Origin of the sequence: Psychrobacter sp. PSP, from assembly GCF_024085615.1 — a bacterium.
Taxonomy (GTDB): Bacteria; Pseudomonadota; Gammaproteobacteria; order Pseudomonadales; family Moraxellaceae; genus Psychrobacter; species Psychrobacter pacificensis.
The window spans coordinates 95,104-119,316 of the sequence record NZ_JABLTF010000008.1; the positions used below are offsets into that span (position 1 = coordinate 95,104).

A 24,213-nucleotide genomic window follows, 5' to 3' on the forward strand; every position below is an offset into this window, starting at 1 on the left:
ATATACATTTCCTCGTATACATTCATGTGTGTTGGTTAGCCTCTATATGAATGATTAAATCAACAATTGGCTCACGTTATCAATTGGATAATGCCGATGAAAATGATTTAATAGGCGCACTAATAACTCACCTTTCATAAACGGCTTATTATATGACAACACACACTGCCAAATACTCAAAGATCACGTTACCTCTACTGATAGAGTATGTTGATGCTCTCATGCCTTCGCTTGATAACTCACTTGATAAACAAGCACAAACGATGACTAGACAGACTGATGACACTACTCAGCTGTTATGGGTAGCACACGACAAAACAGAATTATCAACTCTGCAAACACAGCTCAAGAAAACTACACATATTAAAGATACGAATGTTAAAGATGATAATAACGTATCAGCTGAAGCATGGCACGTCTCCACTTTATCAGAGCTTGCTAAACAGCCTGTGCTTGAACGATACGAGCTTGCTTGCTTTTGGCTACCCACCCTCTCACAAGAGCTGTTACATCAATACATCCCTGCCCTCATGCGTTATCGTGATCTTTATGCAGCACACTTGCTGGTTGCACTTGATAGTTCCATTGATTTGAAACCTTATGGATTTACGCCATTTGATATCTTAAGCGAGCCATCTTTAGATATTAGTGATATTGAATCCATCACGTCTTCCACTGTATCAGCGGCGCTTTGGCAGTTCAATTTATATGATTATAAACAGCTACCGAATTGGCTCAATGCTGATTACTGGGCCAATCCTGAAAACTGGGGCAAATACCGCTGGTGATATAGTGAATTCAGTATAAAAGCGATACAGTGGGACTGGGATAAATTTTTCGCAGCCTCTGTCTGCGTAGGCACAGCACGCAAGGAAAATTTAGACCAGTTCCACCTTGATATATAATGTATCTGTTTTATTTAGGATTGACTATACGTTACATATCTATCGTTATTTACAGTAAAACTACTTACATAAATTAACAGTTAGTATATGATGTCTAAAGATTGCCTGAGTTTTATCGTAAGCAGTTTAAAAAATAAATTTAATTAAAATTTTAGGAGCTCGTCATGTCAATCAGTTTTTCTAAGATCGCTGTTTTAGCTGTACTATCAAGCGCCGTTGCACTCACTACAGGTTGTGCGACTAAACGTGCTACCTCAGAGGTTGTGGTCGCGCCGCTAGGTATTCCAGGTGGTCAAGTTGGCTATAATGGTGCCGTCATCGTTGATAACTCAGCCGCTGTCATTACTGGTGCTGAAAACTTACAAGCGGTTGTCTACTTTGCTTTTGATAGCAGCGAAATCACTGCGCAAGCGGCGAGTGTCCTTAACCAACACGTGAGCCTATTAAACTCAAACCCAGCAGCTGGTGTCGTTATCGCAGGTCATACTGATGAGCGCGGTAGCCGTGAATACAATATGGCACTCGGTGAGCGACGTGCCCAAGCAGCACGTAATTATCTTGCTGCTCAGGGTGTCGCCGCCAACAACATCCGTGTCATTAGCTATGGTGAAGAACGTCCTGCAGCGGCTGGCAACACCGAAGATGCTTATGCACAAAACCGCCGTGCTGAGCTGTCTTACTAAGCGTCATTAAAAATCATTTGCTTTAAAAAAGCCCAGTAATGTTATATTACTGGGCTTTTTATATTCTATTGAGCTACAGTAGAACCTCAATAAAATTGATACAGCATAGGAAACGCGCTCGATTAAACGCTACTTTTCTTGCTTGCTGTGACTGCGTCTCCAGAGGCTGCGAAAAATAGCGTTTAATCTTGCTATACCATTTTTATAATGGTTTCACTATAAGTAAGATATAAATATTTCAAACTCAAATGTAAGATACCTAATTTTAAGTATATTATTTACATTTCTAAAAAAACTTTGTTTTCAATTAAAAATACTAATGACCACTCATGATAATACCAGTACTAAATATCACTAACGTCCAACTTACTCAACTCGACCATGAAACTTGGTGCGTGACTGCTCAAGTAAGTGATTTATCCAGTCCTGTAGGAATGAGCAACTTGTGGAACGACTCATACTGGTTATCAGTATATCCATCTTCACATATAGTCTTTACTGAGCTTCGTCATTTCAAATGGCATTATCATGCAGTACAAAAACCAATATCAAAACGTAGTATTGCTCATAGGCAACGTCAACAGCAGCGCCAAGGTGTAAGACAGTTACTACAAGCGCTACTTAACAAGCTAGAAATCAGCGATACCTTAGATGAGTCGAGCTTTCCCTATCGCCTTAGCAAAAGCAAGTATTACGTCTGTTTTAGCCATACAGCCGCTCATAACAAAGACAAATTCAATAAAAAATCTCATCAAAATATCCCTGCTATTTCATACAGCAAAATAGCAGCGGTCATCAGTCGTCGTCGCCCTGCTGGCATCGATATCGAGCGCAATGATGTTGCTTGGCATATCGTCAAGCGTTTTTACTCAGATAATGAAGTTACTATCTTACAGACATTACCAAAAAATCAGCGTGATTATATTGCAAAGTTACTATGGCAAATCAAAGAAAGCTTTATCAAGATCCATCAGTACACTTTGGCACAAGGTTTAGGTATAGATTACTCTGATGTCATTCCTGCCTTGACTGATGATATGAATAAAGACTTTATTACTATCAGTCATACTAACGATCAATCCAATCACCAAATTGCAGTATTGCAAGCAGATCAAACAGTCGTCGTTTTTTGATCATATCTGGCAATGCTCTCGTATTTATTATCTTCGCTTTCTTCTAGACATAAAAAAACGACCCTAGAAAGGGTCGTTTTTTTTATTCTCTTCTAATAACAGTCGTTAAACTGCGATTAGCTTAGAAGCGGTAAGTTGCACCAACTTTAACAATTGGCATCCACTCTAACCAGCTTTTATCTTCTAGATCTTTTTCAGCTTGACGCGCTGCATCTTGCGCCGCTACTACATTTCCGCCTTCACCAGTGTAACGAACGTTTGCATCTACTTTGCCCATATAAGCTGCACCTAGTTCACCAAATAAACCAAAGTTATTAGTGATATTAGGACGGAAGCCTACAGTTAAGTAAGGGGCTAACTTGTTACGGTGCTCAATACTACCTTCTAGGTTACCAACGTTATCACCGCCAAAATCTTCAGCTAAAGATTGGTCAAGAGTTGCATTACCAGCATAGAACTTGTTGCCATCAATACTGTAGTAACCTTCACCTTCAGCATTTGCACGAACATCAATATCGTTATCAGGAACGATGATACCAGCGCCCATTGTGAACCAGTTACCAGTAGGACGTAACTGTACACCTAAGTACGGGTTGCTAAAATCTGTATCTACGTCATAGTTGATGTCATTTGCATCGAAGTCACCGCCGAATAGGTCGGCAACATCGCCACCTGCCCAACCAGCTTGTAGTTCAGTTTTCTCGTTAAGTGACCAACCGATGTTAGCGCCATAACCTAAAGTACCAACTTCAGCACTAACAGATGCTGGGTTAACAGCTGTTTGGAAGAAAGTTTTAGTACCACCAACTACAGCACCAGTAGTGTTGCGTACGATACCAGCATCAGAGTTATATGCATAAGCAGGTTCTGCTTGGTAGGCAACAGCCACTGGTTCAGCTTTGTATACTACCGCATCGTTATTATCAACAACGATAACCGGATCAGCGGCTAATGCAGCAGTTGATGCTAGAACAGCAGCAGAGATAGCTGTAAGTTTAATAAGTTTCATAATTATTCTCCTAAAGTGTAAAGTAACTCGCCCGTAAAAAATGATAATTTTGCTCTTTTTTAAACCACCATTTTGTTGAGTTGAAGAGATTAAAACAATTTTGACTCAAAAAGTCACCCCCATGGATGCGCTTTTTATTTGCCGTTATGTAAAGATTGCATAGTTACTGTAATAATTGCTACACCAACCTGCAAAACTTTGAATTCCTGTTACACAACTCTCTCAAAGCAATTAATCAGGGTAGACATGAATACTGATCCGCTTAATGTTCATGTGAGGGTATTACAAAATGTTTCATCATAATGTCTGAGTAAGCCACTCAACTCAACAGCAGTTATATAGCTTATTACTACAGAATGTTGCAATGTGTGAGTTGAGGTATCTACTGTTTCGCTTAGAAAAAATTGTAAATATGGAAGCTAACAGTACAAATGTTCTTATATAGTGTCACCAAGCCTTGTCTCAGCTTGATATTGTGCTAAATTAGACATAGAAATAGATCTATTGTGGGAATGCAGATTTATTACTATTTATCTTCGTTATGAAAACATTATAGTCTCGTCAGCCTCACCCCCTTTTACTACTACTGAGCCTTTTATATGCCTAAAGTATCCTCGATCACCCGTGTGTTAGAGATCATAGAAGCCGTGTCATATGCTTCTAAACCTCTCTCTCCACTTGAGCTATCGCAAGAGTTGGATATTCCTAAACCGACCATACACCGTTTAATTCAGAATTTGGTCGACGATGGTTTTTTGACCGTTGATATCGGTGGCGGTATTGTTCCTGGTAAACGGGTTCGCAATCTGAGCGTTGAGCTTTGGCAGCAGCGCTTATTATTTAATGAGCGCCAGATGATTTTGCAAAAACTGGTTGATGAGCTTAAAGAAACTTGCGGTATCGGTGTTCCTTATCATATGAATATGATTTATACCAACCGCGCACAAACGACCTTACCATTGCAGATATACCTCCCAGTAGGTGCAAAGTCGCCCATGTGGTGTACGGCAACTGGTAAATTGTATTTGAGCCAACTGTCTACCACCAGTCGTAATAAAATATTGCAGGGTTTACCATTAGACAAATTCACCAAAAACACCATCACCGATATTGATGCTTTGAATGCCGAGCTCGACCGTATCGCTACCACTGGCATTGGTATTGATAACGAGGAGTTTATCTCTGAAATGGTGGGGGTGGCGGTGCCTATATTAGATAAAAAGTCGCGCTATCTGGCCTCATTGTACCTGCATGCACCAACGATACGCGTATCGCTCGACGAATTACTGACTCATGTACCTCGACTACAGCAAGCAGCGCAAGATATTCAAGCTCTCGTGTATGACTTACAAAGCTAATAGAGTCATTGCTCATTCATTACTATGATCAAATAAAAAAAGGTTCATGCTATAAATGTAGCATGAACCTTTTTTCATCTAACAAGCCCTCTTTAATCAGTCCTCACTATTCACGATAGTAAGAGTGATTGAGTATATGAGTCGTTATTTCTAAGGTAATTCTAAAACAATACCGAGGCATCATGACGGCCCATAATACTAGAGAAGTCTTTATCACCGTTCTCAAGCGTATGCGTGGCATATAACTCTGTTGCCTTGGCACCCATTGGCGTGTCTACATGAGTATCCTTTGCCGTTTGCATAGCAAGATTGAGATCTTTTTGCATCAGCTTACTCATAAAGCCACCTTGGTAGCCATTGCTAGAGGGAACGTTTTCCATAACTTGCGGATAAGGGTTATAGACCTCTAACGTCCAGTTACGGCCTGAGCTTTGTAGCATAATATCTGATAATACTTTGGGATCTAGACCGTTCTTCACCCCTAAATTAATCGCCTCTGCCGTGCCTGCCATTAGGATACCTAACAGCATGTTGTTGCAAATCTTCGCAACTTGTCCTGCACCATGTTCGCCTGCATGAAAAATATTTTTCCCCATTACAGCGAGTATCGGCTCAGCTTTGGCAAAAGCGTCGTCATCACCACCAATAATAAAGGTCAAGCTACCAGCAATCGCCCCGCCTGTCCCGCCAGACACGGGGGCATCCAAAAAGTCGATGCCAAGATGGCTTGCAGCGTCTGCCACTGTCCTAGCATCAGCAGCCGCTATTGTACTACTATCAATCACAAGCGTGCCTTTTGGTAATTCTGCCAGCAGACCATTAGCGCCACTATCGCCCAGATACACAGAGTGCACATGCTGACCCGCCGGCAGCATACTAATGACAACTTGAGCATTGCTCGCCGCATCTTTAGGACTCTGTGCCACGCGAGCACCTGCTTTTTCTAGGCGCTGGGTTGCTGCATCAGACAAATCAAAGACAGAAAGTGTATATCCTGCCTTTAATAAGTTTTCTGCCATAGGCGCACCCATATTACCAAGCCCAATAAAGGCAATATTTGGTTTAGAGTTATTATCCATCATCACTGTATCTTTTGTACCCATCTCATCACTCCTTGATGATTTATGATGTAGCCATTGCTACATACTATTTGACAATATTTGTTAGTAGATAATTAGCGCACATACTGACTGCCCAAAGCTTCCTCACCCAGCCAATCTTCTAGAGGGTGCTCACCTTTTGGATAAGGATTGGCAAAGTGCTTATCGATATACGCTTGGCCTTCTACACTTACGCAGTCTGCCAACGAGCGCGACCACTGCGGATCTTTATCTTTATCAATCAATAACGCACGCACACCTTCTTTAAAATCAGGATTGGCTGCACAATGTACCGCCACGTTGGTTTCTAAATATAAAACTTGTTCTATCGATAAATCAGCGACTTTGTGATACAGCGCGTAGGTTAACGCTGCTGTCACTGGGCAACCATGACGATAGGTTGCAACTGCTCGCTGAGTCCAACTGTCTTCTGAAAAATCTTTATTTAACTGTACTAGCGCTTCATCACTTTGTAGCAATGCATCGATATCTGCCAAACTGCCACTGTTCATCAATTTTTGGATAGGCTGCCAGTAGGTCGCGAGCTTACTATCAGACAACTCGGCTACTGGCAGCTCAGCAAGTGCACGGCTGACGATACTATGCGCACTATTATGATGGAACTTGTTTGAACTACTGGCACTATCGAGCGTTTGCCAGTCGCTCTGCTTAAGACGTTGTATGACAGCATCATAATCATGACTTGCAACAGCATACTCTGCTAGGTTGGCCAACAGCGCGTCATTGCCATTGCACATCGCGCCAGTCAAGCCTAAGAACAAACCTGTTTTGGCAGGCATCCGCTGCAAAAACCAACTGCCTGAGGCATCAGGGAACAGTCCAATGGTAATCTCAGGCATAGCAAAACGCGTGCGCTCAGTGACCAGACGATGACTGCATCCTGCCATTAGCCCCATACCGCCGCCCATGATGATGCCATCACCCCAAAGTATTAATGGTTTTGAGTAAAAGTGCATTTGACGATAGAGGCGATACTCGTGGCTGAAAAACTCAGTGGCATAAGGGTTTGGTATCGGCGCACTAGTAGACATACTGTCATAAAGCTTACGAATATCACCGCCTGCACAGAACGCTTTATCCCCAGCGCCTTTTAACACAATCGCCACTACTTGGTCATCCGCTTGCCACTCCTCTAACTGCGCTGCTAGCAGTTGACACATATCAACACTGAGCGCATTAAGCGATTTTGGTGTATTGAGTGTCATTACCCCAATTAGGTGCCCGCAATCTGTTGGTTCAGTATTGAACAATACAGATGCCTCTTGCTCGGTATTGTTCAAAGAGTTTTGGGTATCGTCGGTAGCTGCTGTCATAAAAGTGACCTACAAAGTTAAAAAGTTAAATAATGTCATGAGTGTTATGACCCAAGCATTTTAAGCAATGCTTATTTGTTTTGCCAATTGGGTTGACGCTTTTCTAAAAAGGCTTGCACCCCTTCACGCTGATCCATTGTGTCAAATAGCTTAACGAAAGCTTCACGCTCATGGATCAAATTTTGCGCAGGTGGCGTGTCTCTAGCCGCTTGAATCAGCGCTTTGGAATAACTGACGGCGACGGGTGATTGCTTAGCGACTTTATTTGCCAAATCTTGAGCGGCTTGTAGTCCCTCACCTTTTGTAGTGACCTCTTCAACCAGACCGATACGCAGTGCGGTATCTGCATCAACGCGCTCACCGCACAGTATCATGCGCTTGGCCCAACCTTCACCCACTAGCCAAGGTAGGTTTTGCGTACCGCCTGCACAGGGCAGTAATCCCACACCTGTCTCTGGCAGTGCCATCTGGGCGTGCGCTTCTGCAATACGAATATCACACGCGAGCGCACACTCCAGTCCACCGCCCATCGCATAGCCGTTGATGACGGCGATACTGACACCGCGATAGGCAGACAGGGCTTCGAACGCCTCACCAAATGCAATCGCCATACTGATAGCGCGTCCTTTGTCCCCATCCAAAAAGTTATTCAAATCTGCACCAGCCGAGAAGAACTTTTCTCCATCTCCATGCACGATTAATGCGTAAACATCGTCCTTGGCATTAAGATCTGTGATGAGCTGCTTAAGCGCATGCAAACTGTCCATCGTCCACGTATGCGCCGGTGGATTGCTCAACGTCAATGTTGCGGTATGACCATCAATTGATAGCTGTAGATTGGTATAATCTGTCATAAAACATCCTTGTTTCAGTAGATCGAGATAAATTAGCGAAGTTGGCTTAGCCCTTCATCTTGCAAGACTTGACGTGAAATAATCACGCGCATGATCTCATTGGTGCCTTCTAAAATTTGATGCACACGTAAGTCTCGTACATGGCGCTCAAGCGGATACTCGTTTAAATACCCATAGCCACCGTGCAATTGCAGAGCTTCATTGGCAACATCGAAACAAAGGTCGGTGGAGAGACGCTTTGCCATTGCGCAGTAGGTAGACGCTTGCCCATCATTGTTATCGACTTTACTTGCTGCAAGATACAGCATTTGCCGTGCAGCGATGGTCTGAGTCAACATATCAGCAAGTTTAAACTGTACCGACTGTAAGCTAGCAATTGGACTGCCAAACTGGCTGCGCTCTTGTACGTAACTGGTTGCCGTCTCTAATGCAGCCTGCGCCGTACCCACGGCGCAAATACCGATATTGATACGACCACCGTCTAGACCTTTCATCGCGATACGAAAACCTTGACCTTCTTCACCTATTAGGTTTTCTGCTGGGACTTTGACATCTTTAAAGCTAATCGTTCGTGTCGGCTGTGCTTTCCAGCCCATCTTATGCTCGTTTTTGCCATATTCGATACCAGCACTATTGGCATCTACAACAAACGCTGATACACCTTTTGGCCCAGCACCACCAGTACGCGCCATCACCACCAATACATCGGTCGAGCCTGCACCAGAGATAAAGGTTTTTTCGCCGTTCAGTACGTAATGGTCGCCTTGTTTATCCGCTTTGGTACGGAGTGAGGCCGCATCAGAGCCTGCATTTGGCTCTGTTAAGCAATAGCTGCCAAGCCACTCACCGCTGACCATATTGGGCAAGTATTTTTTGCATAAGGGTTCGCTACCATATTCGCCGATCATCCAGGCGGCCATATTATGAATGCTCATATAAGCCGCCACGGACGTATCACCCCATGCCAGCTCTTCGAATACCATTGCTGAGTCGAGCCTTGGCAGGCCCAAGCCATCATATTCTGGATTGGTGTATAGTCCCAAAAAACCAAGCTCACCCGATTTTTTGATGATGTCCACTGGGAAATGCGAGGTGCGATCCCATTCAGCAGCATTCGGTTTAAGCTCTTTTTGCGCAAACTGACGGGCTGTTTGACGAAAAGCAACTTGGTCATCGGTCAATGAAAAATCCATAGGGTCATCCTTGTTCTTATAGATTAAATAGAGGGCTTAAATCTCAGATAAACGTCAATAAAAACGCTGGTCAGAGATTTTATAGGACATTAGCGCTATATGATAACGGCATAACGATAATAAAATTGCGTTCAATAGTACCGCAAGTCGTATTAACGTTATACCGAAAATACAGTAATCCGACGATCAAATCGAAATCGTCGTGTTAACACCGCGGCTCGCTTCATCATCGAACCAACGTGCCGTCACTGTCTTCGTCTGAGTATAGAACTGTACGGCTTGCTTGCCATAAGGACCTAGGTCGCCAAGTTTACTGCCACGTGAACCTGAGAATGAGAACATTGGAAGTGGCACAGGAATTGGCAAATTAATACCGATTTGACCGACTTGGATATCTTGTTGGAATTTGTGGGCTGCTGCTCCTGACTGGGTAAATATCGCGGTACCATTGCCATGTGGATTGGCATTGAGCAGTGCAATCGCTTCGTCCAAGCTATCAGCGCGCATAATACACAGCACAGGGCCAAAGATCTCTTCTTTATAGATTTGCATGTCGCTTGTGACATTATCAAAGATAGTCGGCCCAACAAAGTTACCGTTCTCAAACCCTTCAACAGTAATTCCGCGCCCGTCAAGTATCAAGCTTGCGCCCTCTTCTACCCCTGTACCGATGAGATGCTCGACACGGGCTTTTGCAGCAGGAGAAATCAATGGTCCTAAATCTTTATCATTTTTACCTGCTGAGACAACTAAACTTTCTGCTTTGGCTTTAATCTCGTCAATCCATTCACCAGCTGCGCCCACTAGCACGACCACTGACAATGCCATACAGCGTTGACCAGCGGCACCGAACGCCGCGCCCGCTAGCTGATTGAGCGTTTGCTCTTTATTGGCATCAGGCAAGATAACACCGTGGTTTTTTGCACCCATCATGCATTGGGCGCGCTTACCTGATTGGCTGGCACGCTCATAGACATGTTTACCAACGTTGGTAGAACCCACAAAAGAAACCGCTTTGATATCTGGATGATCACAGATAGCATCAACGGTAGCTTTGCCACCGTGCACTACGTTCAGCACACCTTCTGGTACTCCCGCTTCAATCGCTAGCTCAACTAAGCGCATAGTCACCATCGGATCTTGTTCAGACGGTTTTAGGATGAATGTATTACCTGTAGCAATCGCCATTGGGAACATCCATAGCGGAATCATCGCGGGGAAGTTAAACGGCGTAATGCCAGCACAAACACCGAGTGGTTGCCAAATACTATAAGTATCAACGCCTGATGCGACGTTTTCTACAAAGTCGCCGATTTGCAAATTGGCGATACCAGCGGCATGCTCTACCACTTCTAGGCCGCGGAACACATCACCGCGCGCATCAGCAATCGTTTTGCCTTGCTCTGCGGTCAAGATTTCTGCCAACTCATCCATATGCTCGCGAATAAGTGCTTGATAGGTCAAAAAGATACGCGCACGTGTGGTGATTGGCGTTTTGCGCCAGGTTTCAAACGCTGTCTGTGCGGCGGCAACCGCTTGATTAATCTCATCATTGGTGGTTTGAGGGACTTTTGCGATGACTTCTTGAGTTGCTGGATCGGTGATATCAATCCATTCGTCGGTATTTGATTGTACGAACTGACCATTGATGAGCTGCTGAACGTGGTGCATAAGATATCCTTATCTTTTTTGCGAGACTACCGTGTGACGGTATCTGAGTATTCATTAAAAGTTAAGCGCTATAAATAGTTATTTGCAAAATATTTATAGAAAATAAAATTTTAAAATGATTTATTTTGTATCGTTATTGACTATAACAATAAATCAATTTTACGGTCAAGCGCTTTATCAAAATTTTCGCTAAGTTTGTTTTGTTAAAGGCGATTTATCCAAATAGTAGAAACAAAAAGCCCATGATTGCTCATGAGCTTCTAATAAGATCAACCTAGTTTTTAGGCGGAACCAACATATTTGCTAGCCTATACCAACTAATAATCCTTCATCGATTGCTTAATCGCATCAATAGCGGCTGGATTATCAAGCGTCGACATGTCGCCGGTAGGCCTGTCCTCTGCTAACGCCCGAATAGATCGGCGTAGGATTTTGCCAGAGCGCGTCTTTGGCAATGCCTGCGGGAAATAAATGGCCGCCGGCCTTGCAATACCGCCTAAGGATTTGACCACAGCACCTATGACTTGCTGCTCAATGCGGAAGCGGTTTTCGGTGGTTTCGACTTGCGATTGATCTTTTAGGACACAGAACGCAATTGGTAGCTCGCCTTTTAGCTCATCTTGGATGCCTACCACAGCGCATTCTGCCATCTTTGGATGGGTACTGATTGCTTCTTCTATCTCTTGCGTGCCTATTCGATGGCCTGCGACGTTTATCACGTCATCGGTACGCCCCAAGATGTAAAAGTAACCGTCTTCATCTGTCACTGCATAGTCTGAGGTAGAATACTGCTGGCCATCAAACAGACCAAAGTAGCTGCTGACAAAGCGCTCATCGTTACGCCATACCGTGGTGAGACAGCCAGGTGGTAGTGGCGCTTTAATCGCAAGCAACCCTTTTTCACCCGCCCTGCAAGGTTCACCTGTTTCCTCATTGAGGACTTTCGCTTCATAGCCATACATAGGATAGCCGGGCGATCCTTGTTTGTGCGGTTTATGATTGAATTTTGGTGTATGGCTCAAGATCGGCCAGCCAGACTCTGTCTGCCAATAGTGATCTAGAATCGGTACGCCTAAATGCTGAGATAACCAATTAGCCGTTGACTCATCAAGCGGCTCACCTGCCAAAAAGAACGACTTGACACTAGACACATCGTAGCGCGTCATCCAGCTTTCATCTTGCTTTTTGAGCATACGTACGCCTGTAGGCGCCGTAAATAGAATATTAACTTTATTAGCTTCAACGATACGCCACCAGATACCTGGGTTCGGTAAGTGTGGTAAGCCTTCGTACATAACACTGGTCATACCCGCTAGCAGTGGCGCATAAATCGTATACGAATGCCCAACCGCCCACCCAATATCTGATATCGCCCAGAATGTCTCGCCTGCCTTACCATCATAGACATAATCCATCGATGTCGTCAGCGCGACTGCATAACCACCAGTATCACGTTGCACCCCTTTTGGTGTGCCAGTCGTACCAGAGGTATAAAGCAGATAGGACGGTGTGTTGGATTCAAGCCAAACTGGTGCCACAACTGCATGGGCCTCGCAGCTGTGACGTCGCTCAGTCGCATAATCGACGTCAACACCTCTCGGCTCAAACGGTAAAATACCACGATTGACAACTAATACATGCTCAGGCTTGGTTGCTGCTTGTTCAACGCCTTGATTGACGAGATTTTTATAGTTAATAACCTTACCATCACGCAGACTTGCATCCACTGTAATGACCATTTTTGCCTCAGCATCATCCATGCGGATCGCCAAGTTATGCGCGGCAAATCCGCCAAATACGACTGAGTGTATAGCACCAATGCGAGCACAAGCCAGCATGGCATATGCTGCTTCTAGAATCATTGGCATATAGATAATGACACGGTCGCCTTTGCCAATACCATGACGCTGTAGCACGTCTGCGAAGTAATTCACTTCTTTGTATAAATCATTATAAGTCAGGCGGCGCTTGGCATAATCTGTATAAAACTCAACGTTATTGCCCAGATCTTTAAACGAATCAACGACCGCTGGAAAGGTTTCTATTAACTCTTGATTGATCTCTGATGACACCCACACAAAGGCATCTTGCTCTGCACGGTCTGGCAGGTGACGATCGACACAGTTATAGCAAAGATTGGTTTCACCGCCAACAAACCATTTCGCAAAAGGCAGATTGCTGTCATCGAGAATCTGCTCAGGCTCTTTATGCCAGTAGATACGCTTTGCTTGCTCAGCCCAAAAATTCTCTCGAGCCATAATGGAATCATGATAAATATCCGCGAACGTGGGCACGTCTGCCGCTAGAGTAGAGACTGGGTGTTGGGCGTGGTCGCTCATAGTAGCTGTCCTTAGCATAAACGAGAAATGGGATAAGAATTTTTTATAATCGGCGCATTGGTAAGTTGTTATTGCACTTGTATCGCGTGATATGATCTTTGTACGCGATTGGCTTTATCAACGCTACACTGTTGTGACTGCGGTAAAAAATGTCCTGATAAATACTGGTCATCCTTGCCAGAATTAAAAAACCGATACGGTATGTATCGGTTTAAAATGTAGCAGAGCCCATCACAAAGGTCAACTGTTAAGCGTGCAACACGCATTACATTTTGATGAGCACAAGCGTTTTGACATTCAATCGATAGATAATATTATACTTGAGTTTGATTGGCATACATCTCACGCATGACTTTTTTGTCATGCTTGCCAACAGAGGTTTTTGGCAGTTCATCAACGAATTTAAATTGACTTGGCACGCCATATTTAGGAATGATACCGCGCTCTACCGCTTTTTCTGCAATGGCTTTAATATCGTCAGCACTGGTTTCTTGAGCATTTGGTTTTAGTACCACCAAAGCCAACGGACGCTCGCCCCATTGCTTATCCCGAACGCCAATCACTGAGACATCCGCTACGGATGGATGCAGTGATAAAATCGTCTCAATCTCAAGCGATGAGATCCACTCGCCCCCTGATTTGATCACATCTTTTAGGCGATCAGTGATTTTAATATAACCATCAGGACGTATGTAAGCGATGTCTTGAGTGTGCATATAGCCACTCTCCCACAGCTCCTTACCAGCGTCGTCATTTTTGAAATAGCTTTGGGTCAACCAAGGTGCCCGTAGCACCAGCTCACCCGTATTCTCTTGACCCTTACCTACTGGTTTGTTGCCCTCACCCCATACTTGTGCATCGACCATAAGCACTGGCTTACCTGTCATACAGCGACGGGCGATGTCTTCATCTTCCGTCATTTCAGGCTCATTGAGACTAAATTCAGTCAGACTGATAAGCGGTGCTGTCTCTGACATACCGTAGCCGGTGTAAACTTCGATGCCTTGAGCCATTGCTGTTTTTGCTAGCCCTTCGGTCAATCTTGAACCACCAATGATCATTTTTAGCCCATTAAAGCTGGCATCGCGATCTTGCGCCTCTTTGAGCACCATCTGCAAAATCGTTGGCACACAATGTGTGATACTCACCTTTTCATTGAGGATCAAATCCAGCAAGCTATCAGGTGCATAACGTCCTGGATAGACTTGCTTTAGACCCACCATCGTTGCTGTAAATGGGAAACCCCATGCGTGTACGTGGAACATCGGCGTCATCGGCATATAGACATCGCCGTAGCTGACACCTTGCTTGTTCGGCAACATACCTAAGGTTGCCGCTTCCGCTAGACTGTGCAGTACCAACTGACGGTGACTAAAGAAAACGCCTTTGGGATTCCCTGTCGTACCTGAGGTATAAAAGGTCGTCGCGATGGTATTTTCATCAAAGTCTGGAAAGTCAAAACGACTATCAGCAGCTTCTAGCAATGCTTCATACTCGCCTGTCACGCGGCTTTGATTACTGCCAAAAACCCCTTCAGCGGTCACACCATTGTCGTCTAGCCAAATAATGTGCTCGATACTAGAATTTTCAAATTGATAGTCTTTGACCAATGGCGCAAACTCAGAGTTTAGCATCAGCACTTTAGGCTTGGCATGGTTGATGGTGTAGAGGACTTTTTCTGGTGATAGACGGATATTGACAGTTTGTAGAATGTACTCTGACATCGGTACCGCAAAATAAGACTCAAGATAGCGATTGCTGTCCCAGTCCATAACGGCAACGATGTCGCCTGCATCAAGGTTCAGGTCAGCAAGTACGTTTGCCAAGCGATTGATACGCTCAAACAAGTCCTTGTAAGTGAGTCGCTTTTTGTCCGCATAGACAATCTCTTGGTCTTGTGACACTGTTTTTGCACGGTTTAAGAGTTGCTTAACCAGTAGTGGATAATCATAGGCAGAGGGGGCACCATGGTACATATTTGACATAGACCTAACTTCCTTGTTTGTCGCGCTTATAAGTTATAGATAGTAATAAATAAGTAGCAATAAGACATACTAATACAGAATGAACCGCTATAACCACACTATTTTTATAATATAGAGTCATTATTACTGTTGATAGCGTCCTGCTGAATACCAATCGGTTTTGGCGCAGTAAAAGCAACAAGCTTCACTGACCGCAATAAGATTGAATACCTCTTTGATAGTAAGAAAAAACCATCACCATGTAAAGCGACCTTACATTACGTATCATAAGACGGGTAACCAAACATAGATAATACCTGATATACCGTTAAGTGGCGCGTCTTGTCGTTTTAATCATCCCAAAACTGGCTATCAATAACGCCAGTACCTGCACAAACAATAACAACCATACGGTAAGAGACCACTGCCCTCGCGCATAGGCTATACCACCCAGCCACGCTCCAAGTGTACCGCCTGTGTAATAGCCCATGTAATATAAGCCTGATGCCAATGATCGACCTTTTTTGACATTAACAGCAATATAGCTGATGGTCGCTGACTGCGTAATAAACACACCAGATGACATAACAGCAAGTCCTATGATTACCCCCCATAGTGGGGTCACCAAGGTCAACAGAACTCCAATCATGGAGATAATAATGGCTACCCGAACCGTACGTGCTGAGCCAAACCGGCGCAGCAAGGTCGTTGATAGTGGCGTAATAATCACACCAAGCAAATACACGGCAAAAATATTGGCGAGCGCACCTGTACCAAGCTCATAAGGCTTATCCGCCAAATGTAAGTTGATAAAAGTGAAGCAGCCTACAAGGGAGAACAGCACACAAGCGCCAAGCAGACAAGCGGTCACCACATAACGATTGGTGACATGCTCACCTAACGTCTGTATCGCTGAGCGAAAATTAGGATTGGCCTCAAAGTGACGAGACGATGGTAGCATATTGCCAACCCATATCGCTCCCAGCAGCGTCATCGCTGTCATCACATAGTAACCGTCACGCCAGCCAATCAGCTCATGCAAATGCCCCATCAAAAACCGGCCCATAAAGCCGCCAAGCACGCTTCCTGACACATAAAAGGACATCAGATCAGTCATTGCTCGGCCCTCAAACTCCTCACCGATATAAGCAATAGTCACCACCGTAATACCGGGTACAGACAGTCCTTGCATAAAACGCCAAATACCGACCCATTCAATACTCGAGCTTTGGGCAATCAGCGCTGTTGGTATGGCCAAAAATAACAAAGCACCGACGATAAAGGATTTGCGCCCGACGGCATCTGAGAGCATACCCAAAAATGGTGACATGATGGCAATGGCCAATACAGTAGCGCCAACGATCATGCCCGCTTGCACTTCCGTCGCAGAAAAGTCCACCATCATGACTGGCAGCACGGCTTGGATAGAGTACACCTGTAAAAAAGCAAACATACCAATCAGGCCAATCGTGAGCTTTAATATCCACGACGTAGAGTGACTGGATGAGGCTACTGTCTTTGGTGCAAAATTTTGATTTTTATCTTTAGAATTATTCACAAGGGCGCTTACTATAATTGATTATGCTATGACAAGGAGGCGTCATTGGCTTGGATAATGAAAGAATATAATGTGAAACTATGAAGGAGGTGCACAGCCATACAGGATATCTATTTATCATAATGACCAGAAAAGCATGTTAGCACACCAACCGATATACTCAGGTTTAAATGTGTTATTGGCGCTTGGTTAGACTCTCCATTTAGAATAAAGAATTGGATCTATACCCTCAATGATGACATTTACCTAACAACTTTTTATTTTTACACATCTACATTGCTTATATCTTTTCTATTACAGACTTTACGCGCTCAAAAATCAATAATCATAGGGTGCTACCTATCAATAAGCAAAATAATTGAACAACTAAATGATTAAGGAGTCATGTCAATGAATGATGAGATTTACGATTTAGGTGCAGGATTTTGGAGTATTCGAGGGTCATTTATAAAAAACGGCATTATGGATATCGGCGTCCAATGTGCGCTTATAAAGCTATCATCAGGCCGATTTATTTTTTTGGACAGCTATACTTTAAAAGACGAGGTTCGTCAGCAAGTGATGGCATTGACCAATGATGGTCAAGATGTCGAAGCCGTCTTAAATGTTCATCCATTTCATACGATACATTGTGCGCAAATGGCCAAAGACTTTCCGCAAGCCACGTTTTACGGTAGTAGTCGACACCCAAAACAAGTACCAGAAGTCAATTGGGCAGAGGATTTGGTCGAAAGTGATGCGGTCGCTGAGCGTTATCCTGAGCTGAAGTTCTCCCTACCTCAGGGCATCTACTACATCGCCCCTGATGAGTCAGTCCATGCAAGCTCATTATTGGTCTATCATCCTGCTAGCCAAAGTATATATGTCGATGATACGTTTGAGATACCACCTTCTAAGCTGTTTGATGCCGTACAGCCAAACCTAGGTTTACACCCCACCACCAAACAAGCACTAAAAGATGAGCCCGACGCTGGCAAAGCCTATTGTGATTGGGCGATAGATCTTGCACACGAATGGCGCAGCGTACATCATTTTTGCGGTGCACATTCAGGATTAGTCGTATTTGAAGAAGGCCAATTTGAAGCAGCGTTATTATCTGCTATTAATAACGCGCGTAGCGAGCTTGAGGCAAAATAACGACTCTAAAAAAAATGTAAAACATAAAAATTTCGACAAGAAAAACAATCACTTGTTGATTCAATATATTACATAAGGAAAACGATAAATGTCAGATGAAATTCATGATTTAGGGGCAGGATTTTGGAACATACGCGGGTCATTCCGTATCGGCGGTGTGATAAACATTGGTACCCAGTGCTCACTGGTCAAGCTATCCTCAGGACGCTTTGTCTTTTTGGACAGCTACGCCTTAACAGGTGACGTTCGAGACGAAGTCATGGCGCTCACCAATAATGGTCAAGATGTCGAAGCGGTGCTAAACGTTCATCCATTCCATACTGTATATTGTGCGCAAATGGCAAAAGACTTCCCTCAAGCCACGTTTTACGGCAGTAGTCGCCATCATAAAAAGATACCAGAAGTGCGCTGGGCTGACGATTTGGTAGAGAGTGATGCAGTCGCTGAGCGCTACCCTGAGCTTAAATTTTCAATGTCAGAGGGCATTTACTATATATCGCCTAATGAGATGATTCATGCAGGCTCCTTGTTGGCCTATCATCCTGCCAGCCAAAGCTTGCATGTCGATGATACGTTTATGAGTCCGCCCATCAAGCTACTAGAAGCGGTATTGCCTGAGCTGATATTGCACCCTACCACCAAAAAAGCACTCAAAGACGAGCCAAATGCAGGCGCACAATATTGCGACTGGGCAACCAACCTAGCACATGAGTGGCGCGACGTTCGCAATTTTTGTGCCGCACACTCTTATCTTGTTAGGTTCAAAGACGGTGAGTTTGAGAAGGCACTGATAAAAGCCATTGATAAAGCTCGACCCAAACTTATCAAAGCCTAATCTCTTCTTATATTGATATCGCGTAATGATAAAAAAGGGGCTAAGAGATAGCCCCTTTTTACCGCATGCTTATTAAGTCGCATGAGAGTAGTCTGGCGGTCGCTATCTGTATACTCTAGTATCGCTATGTTTAATGCAAAAGAGCATGATGTGTCATTGAAGCGCTGCCACGACTAAAGAGACAACCAAGATAGTGGTCGCTTATGATTAGCTGTCTTGTTTTAATACCCCTTGCCACTGATGGATAAACTTACCGTTTGGATCATATTGCTGGGTTTGTTTATCAAGATTGAACTGCCGACATCCTCTTGGATCCGCCCCCACGCCCGCCAGATATTGCCAATTCCCCCAGTTACTGGCGACATCATAATCGATAAGATGCTGCTCAAAATAAGTGGCACCATAACGCCAATCAAGACCTAGCTCATGGATAAAGCAACTGGCGACTAACTGTCGTCCACGGTTTGACATATATCCTGTTGCCTTCAGTTGATGCATACAGGCGTTGACAATAGGATATGCTGTATCACCATTTCTCCATTGTTCTAATTTTTTCTGGTCCAGTTGGGTTGATGGCGTGTGCTGACCAATACCTTTAAACCAGAATAATTTTTGCTGATGGGTGACAGCGTACCAATAAAAATATTCACGCCGAAGCAGCTCAAACCATATCCAATAAGTGGAGTCATTTGCGATTACATCACGCTCATAACGGCGCAGTCGATTCAATATGGTGTTGACAGACAACGAACCATTCGCCAGCCAAGCAGAAAATTTTGTGGAATGCGTCCATTCATCAAGCGCGTTTCGTGTGATTTTATAAGTACTTGGCGCGTCGGAATTAAAATAACTCTTTAAATGATTTAGCCCGTTCGACTCACCACCTTTGAAATTAGAAGATTGCTGTTTTTGTTGGGAGATTGCCTGCGCATTATCTTCGCCTGCTTTAAAGAAGTACTCGTACTCGCACCTATCCACCAGACTCTCAGGTATTGGGGCCAATCGCTCTGGCGTCGCGCAAATAGCGATGTCTTGTGCTGCATGCAATAAATCATAATCTGCTTCAATTTTTTTGCGGAACTGCGTAAAGCTTTTGGGCAAATCATCTAGCGGTAACTCATCAAACAAAGTAGCCGTTGTCTCAATATGCCAACGTATCTGCGGATGTTTATTCTGTAGTCGTACATATATTTGGTTCTGATAATAATCGGCCGTTTGACTCACACAGATATCTGTCACCTGCTGCGCCTCAATGAGTTCATTCAACTGCATGAAGGTATTCGGTGACGTTGGGGTTTTGTGTAGATGTAGCAACTTATTGCCAAGCAGCTCTAATGATGTATTTAAGTCCGCCAAACTCTCTTGCAAAAATTGCTGGCGGGCGACGCCCATCGTGTCATAATGATAAGCAGCCTGAGAGTTTTGATTGTCCAATATATCCATCAAGGATGAGGCATAAACCAGTAATAATCGCCCATCACGCGAGAGCTTGGCGGCTTTCGATAACGTGGCATTGTCCATCACTCGCAGGTCATTATGAAAGAGAATCAATACATTTTTACCAGATAGCTGATGGAACATGGCATAAACCTCTTATTGTTCGATAGCTTTTAATTAGAGCGTGTCGAACATTCGACCATGGCACTGACAGCGACTATTTTTTAGGCGATTCGATGTTAAAAATAATAAGTTTAGTCATTCTAAGCGCTTATTTTTAACGATGAAGCGGCAAAAAAGAGTCCTGTCCCCTGCTTTTATCGTTGGGGCTGATGCTAAAATTGCCCCATACTGCGTTACAAATCTCGCTAAGGCATCTGCATTATCGTCGCTTTGTGCCTTATCTGGAACAATTTTAGCGATCAGCAGTGCCTATTTGCGAATGTTCAACACGCCCTAATCTCAATACTCTTTTTTTATTGGGCTTTATTATAAAATAGCATATCTTGCTTACGACAAGTTTGGTATTGACTCATGGCATTAATAACCTACTAGCAAGGTAGTAATTATCCAAGCTAAAATCTACTTATCGCCATTGACTCTCATGCTCCGGACTGCTTAAATGGCCTACCTCTAGGAGAATACCATGACTGAAAAAAATATCGCTGAAGAGAACAAATCGGATGAAAAACGTAAACTTATCAATCGTTTTTTGATGAGACTGACAAAAGAGCAGCCACAAATGTATTATGCCACCACCTCTGAGATATCTCGGAGCATCCATACCATGATAAAAGAGCATACCAATCGCTTGTCAGTTGAAGAGCAAGCGCTGGTCAGACGTATGACTATCGAAGAGATTGAAGGGTTATTGGGTTTTCATGCTAGATAGATGACTAGACTATAGGCTAATTGTCATATAAGTAGGTTCAAGCACAACCATCGAACATCACAAAAAAAGACCGCTATCGAAGCGGTCTTTTTTTATTATTTATCGTAGTGCAATGCTATTAGAACGGATACTGACGTGGCTCGTTTTGCATTGAAATCCAATGTGTTCTGGTGAACTCTTCTAGTACCCATTCACCATTAAAGCGACCGATACCTGAGTTTTTCTCACCACCAAATGGCGTGTTACTTTCGTCGTTCACTGAGATGTCATTGATATGGGTCATACCAGCTCTGATACCACGAGCGAAACGCAGGCCTTTTTGCATATCAGCAGTGAATACCGCACTAGATAGGCCATACATAGAGTCATTGGCGATTGATAATGCATCATCTTCGTCTTTAGCACGAATGATACCAACCAAGGGTCCAAACACTTCATTACAGGATAGATCCATCTCGCGAGTGACTTCAGTAAAGATATGCGGCGGTACGACTTGGCCTTCAATCTCACCACTGAGTATCATTTTCGCGCCTTCCTCCTGCGCTTTAGCGATTTTCTCTTTGAGCGATTTGAGTTGTTTTTCGTTGATGATAGGGCCAACAGCCGTATCTTGCTTATTAGGATCACCGACATTCAATGTTTTGACATGGGCCAAGAAACGCTCTACAAAGTCATCATATATCTCGTCTTCCACGATAACCCTATTGATCGCGATACAGATTTGGCCTTGATGCAAGAATTTACCAAAAGCAGCGGCTTTGACTGCTTGCTCAATGTCAGCATCCTTGAGTACCACAAATGGACTGTTACCACCCAGCTCAAGCGCGACTTGTTTGATATACTCACCGCCATTTGCTAGCTCACCGATGTGCTGGCCTACTGAGGTTGAGCCTGTAAATGATACTAAGCTTGGCGCTTTGTGCTCGACGATGGCATCGCCTATCTCACTACCGGAGCCGACCACGACGTTTAATAAACCTTTTGGCAGACCCGCTTCTTCAAATACTTTTGCCAGTAACAAACCGCCAGTGATGGGTGTGTCGCTCGCAGGCTTGAGCACCACTGCGTTACCGAGTGCTAGGGCTGGTGCGATAGAACGCTGGGTTAAATGCAGCGGAAAGTTCCATGGGCTAATGACTGCTACCACTCCGATGGGCTCGCGATAAATAAAGTTTTCTTTGCCAGGAGTGTTAGAGGGACGAATCTCACCGTGTACGCGGTTAGGAAAAGACGCTGCTTCAAGCGTGATGGCACGGGCTGAACTGAATTCGACCATAGCCTTGATGCGCGTACTACCTGATTCTTTAATCAGCCAATCGACGATTTCATCTTGGCGCTGATCTAGGATACTGACTACCTTATACATAACAGCTGCACGCTCAGCTGGCGTCGTTTTTGCCCATTTGGCTTGCGCTTGGTCGGCAGCATCGTATGCTTCATCAAGCTGGTCTTTAGTCGCTTGCTGAATTTCTACAATCGTATCGCCATTGTAGGGATTAGTATCAGTATTAATGCTATCATCTTTACCTTTTTGCCATTCACCGCCAATGAATTGCAAATGAAAATCGCTATAGGCATTACTGTTATTATCATTGCTTGACATAATTATCCTTATTTTTGCTTTGTTATATAAAAATTTATTTTCAGTACTTTGAATAAAATAGTTGAAGCTGTCTTATAGGTAAGATACTCACAGTTATGGTTAAATCACAAATTGACATAAATTAAAATCGAAAATTTATGATAACTGATAAGAACAAAACCTACCTTGATAGACGACTGGTCTAATGCTACCATAGATATTAGTAAAACAGGACTGTTTTTTCAGCCAATATTGTCGATAAAACGTAACACATATAAATATATAGCATTAGAATATGCCATCGACATGACGCTCAAATGAAACCTGACGACCCTATTACTACGATTATCAAGGGAGAAAATTCTATTTATGTCTAATATCACAGACACTAGCACCACACCCGATACCAAAGCTCATTTGCTTGCCACTGGTTACCAATTAATAGCCAAAAAAGGCTTTACCGCTGTCGGCCTCAAACAAATCTTAGATACAGCTGGCGTGCCTAAAGGCTCTTTTTATCATTATTTTGCCTCAAAAGAAGCCTTTGGTGAGGCCATCATCAATCATTACTTCAGCTTATATAAAGCTCGTCTTGATATCATCGATGCACAAAATTTGAGCGCCCAGCAAAAGCTATATGATTACTTCCAAAACTGGTACGACACCCAGCAGAACGGCTGTGATCACGACAAATGCTTGGTAGTGAAGCTAAGCGCAGAAGTGGCTGATATATCAGAAACCATGCGTAAAGCACTTGATACCGGCTATCAACAAACGACCATGTGGCTCGCCGAGCAGATCAAGGCAGGCTGGATAGATGGGTCTGTACCTCGTCACGATAATATATCAGCTGAGAGTATGGCCAAACGTTGGTATTTCGCGTGGCTTGGTGCCAGCCTAATGGCTAAGATCAGCCAAACGAATACGCCCCTAGCGGAAATTTGGCAAATGACGACGACTCAGATGGGACGTTGATAATAAGATAATAAACAGTAACGTTTTCGGTATTAGAGCCCCCTAAATTGGGGGCTTATGTTTGCGTCCACACATCATATTGTTATTTAAAACCCAATGCTTGATAAAAACGTTGTATGAGAGTTTTGTAATCATTTATAAACAATAACTAGACGACTGGTCTAATTGGTGTACAATGCGCATCAAGCATTTAGAGCAAATATAAAATAAGCATTGCTTACCACTCATTGTTTAACGTCAACATATTTGACGGA

Annotated in this window: 19 protein-coding genes; 8 read left to right on the top strand and 11 right to left on the bottom strand. The window is 43.8% G+C overall.

The genetic code is table 11. From position 1 onward, the window contains the following. Positions 1 to 152 precede the first annotated feature (152 nt). The 3 genes from HL061_RS02475 to HL061_RS02485 all read left to right on the top strand — a co-directional run bounded on the left by HL061_RS02475 (position 153) and on the right by HL061_RS02485 (position 2,721). Positions 153 to 788, top strand: coding sequence for a DUF6231 family protein (locus tag HL061_RS02475; RefSeq protein ID WP_093069943.1), 636 nt, complete (start codon positions 153 to 155; stop codon positions 786 to 788). Positions 789 to 1,069: 281 nt separating this feature from the next. Then, positions 1,070 to 1,588, top strand: a complete 519-nt coding sequence (gene pal / locus HL061_RS02480) for a peptidoglycan-associated lipoprotein Pal (RefSeq protein WP_093069940.1) — start codon at positions 1,070 to 1,072, stop codon at positions 1,586 to 1,588. Positions 1,589 to 1,917: 329 nt separating this feature from the next. Then, positions 1,918 to 2,721: a 4'-phosphopantetheinyl transferase superfamily protein gene (locus tag HL061_RS02485; RefSeq protein WP_252962472.1), complete on the top strand. Its 804-nt coding sequence runs from the start codon at positions 1,918 to 1,920 to the stop codon at positions 2,719 to 2,721. A gap of 121 nt (positions 2,722 to 2,842) precedes the next feature. Here HL061_RS02485 and HL061_RS02490 read toward each other — a convergent pair whose 3' ends face one another. Next, positions 2,843 to 3,730 (bottom strand): hypothetical protein, encoded by an 888-nt coding sequence (locus tag HL061_RS02490; protein ID WP_240366371.1) that lies wholly within the window; start codon positions 3,728 to 3,730, stop codon positions 2,843 to 2,845. A 599-nt stretch (positions 3,731 to 4,329) separates the two neighbouring features. Between HL061_RS02490 and HL061_RS02495 the strand changes: the two genes are divergently transcribed. After that, positions 4,330 to 5,088: an IclR family transcriptional regulator gene (locus HL061_RS02495; RefSeq protein ID WP_093069935.1), complete on the top strand. Its 759-nt coding sequence runs from the start codon at positions 4,330 to 4,332 to the stop codon at positions 5,086 to 5,088. A 161-nt stretch (positions 5,089 to 5,249) separates the two neighbouring features. On the opposite strand, the gene mmsB is transcribed toward HL061_RS02495, so the two are convergent. The 8 genes from mmsB to HL061_RS02535 form a co-directional block, all read right to left on the bottom strand. Continuing rightward, positions 5,250 to 6,191 carry a 3-hydroxyisobutyrate dehydrogenase gene (gene mmsB, locus HL061_RS02500; RefSeq protein WP_071001711.1) on the bottom strand — a complete coding sequence of 314 codons (942 nt, stop codon included), beginning with the start codon at positions 6,189 to 6,191 and terminating at the stop codon, positions 5,250 to 5,252. A 71-nt stretch (positions 6,192 to 6,262) separates the two neighbouring features. Beyond that, positions 6,263 to 7,522, bottom strand: a complete 1,260-nt coding sequence (locus HL061_RS02505; RefSeq protein WP_240366370.1) for an enoyl-CoA hydratase/isomerase family protein — start codon at positions 7,520 to 7,522, stop codon at positions 6,263 to 6,265. Positions 7,523 to 7,593: 71 nt separating this feature from the next. Next, positions 7,594 to 8,376, bottom strand: coding sequence for an enoyl-CoA hydratase (locus HL061_RS02510; protein WP_240366369.1), 783 nt, complete (start codon positions 8,374 to 8,376; stop codon positions 7,594 to 7,596). Between the two features lie 32 nt (positions 8,377 to 8,408). Further along, positions 8,409 to 9,569 carry an acyl-CoA dehydrogenase family protein gene (locus HL061_RS02515; RefSeq protein WP_252962473.1) on the bottom strand — a complete coding sequence of 387 codons (1,161 nt, stop codon included), beginning with the start codon at positions 9,567 to 9,569 and terminating at the stop codon, positions 8,409 to 8,411. A gap of 186 nt (positions 9,570 to 9,755) precedes the next feature. Continuing rightward, on the bottom strand, positions 9,756 to 11,240 hold the full coding sequence (locus HL061_RS02520; protein WP_252962474.1) for a CoA-acylating methylmalonate-semialdehyde dehydrogenase: 1,485 nt from the start codon (positions 11,238 to 11,240) through the stop codon (positions 9,756 to 9,758). Between the two features lie 317 nt (positions 11,241 to 11,557). Continuing rightward, positions 11,558 to 13,579, bottom strand: coding sequence for a propionate--CoA ligase (locus tag HL061_RS02525; protein WP_252962475.1), 2,022 nt, complete (start codon positions 13,577 to 13,579; stop codon positions 11,558 to 11,560). 314 nt (positions 13,580 to 13,893) lie between these two features. Further along, positions 13,894 to 15,564 (bottom strand): fatty acid--CoA ligase, encoded by a 1,671-nt coding sequence (locus HL061_RS02530; RefSeq protein ID WP_223334170.1) that lies wholly within the window; start codon positions 15,562 to 15,564, stop codon positions 13,894 to 13,896. A gap of 307 nt (positions 15,565 to 15,871) precedes the next feature. Then, positions 15,872 to 17,026 carry an MFS transporter gene (locus HL061_RS02535; protein ID WP_257785224.1) on the bottom strand — a complete coding sequence of 385 codons (1,155 nt, stop codon included), beginning with the start codon at positions 17,024 to 17,026 and terminating at the stop codon, positions 15,872 to 15,874. Positions 17,027 to 17,491: 465 nt separating this feature from the next. Between HL061_RS02535 and HL061_RS02540 the strand changes: the two genes are divergently transcribed. Further along, on the top strand, positions 17,492 to 18,238 hold the full coding sequence (locus HL061_RS02540; RefSeq protein WP_093069923.1) for a hypothetical protein: 747 nt from the start codon (positions 17,492 to 17,494) through the stop codon (positions 18,236 to 18,238). A gap of 88 nt (positions 18,239 to 18,326) precedes the next feature. After that, positions 18,327 to 19,073, top strand: a complete 747-nt coding sequence (locus tag HL061_RS02545) for a hypothetical protein (protein WP_093069920.1) — start codon at positions 18,327 to 18,329, stop codon at positions 19,071 to 19,073. Positions 19,074 to 19,280: 207 nt separating this feature from the next. On the opposite strand, the gene HL061_RS02550 is transcribed toward HL061_RS02545, so the two are convergent. Beyond that, on the bottom strand, positions 19,281 to 20,654 hold the full coding sequence (locus HL061_RS02550) for a DASH family cryptochrome (RefSeq protein WP_093069918.1): 1,374 nt from the start codon (positions 20,652 to 20,654) through the stop codon (positions 19,281 to 19,283). 502 nt (positions 20,655 to 21,156) lie between these two features. Between HL061_RS02550 and HL061_RS02555 the strand changes: the two genes are divergently transcribed. Next, complete coding sequence (locus tag HL061_RS02555; RefSeq protein WP_093069915.1) at positions 21,157 to 21,402, top strand: hypothetical protein; 246 nt, start codon at positions 21,157 to 21,159, stop codon at positions 21,400 to 21,402. A 118-nt stretch (positions 21,403 to 21,520) separates the two neighbouring features. Here the strand turns inward: HL061_RS02555 and HL061_RS02560 are convergent, their stop codons facing one another. Beyond that, complete coding sequence (locus tag HL061_RS02560) at positions 21,521 to 23,005, bottom strand: aldehyde dehydrogenase family protein (RefSeq protein ID WP_252962476.1); 1,485 nt, start codon at positions 23,003 to 23,005, stop codon at positions 21,521 to 21,523. Between the two features lie 348 nt (positions 23,006 to 23,353). On the opposite strand from HL061_RS02560, the gene HL061_RS02565 reads away from it, so the two are divergent. Next, positions 23,354 to 23,959: a TetR/AcrR family transcriptional regulator gene (locus tag HL061_RS02565; RefSeq protein ID WP_093069911.1), complete on the top strand. Its 606-nt coding sequence runs from the start codon at positions 23,354 to 23,356 to the stop codon at positions 23,957 to 23,959. Positions 23,960 to 24,213: the final 254 nt, after the last annotated feature.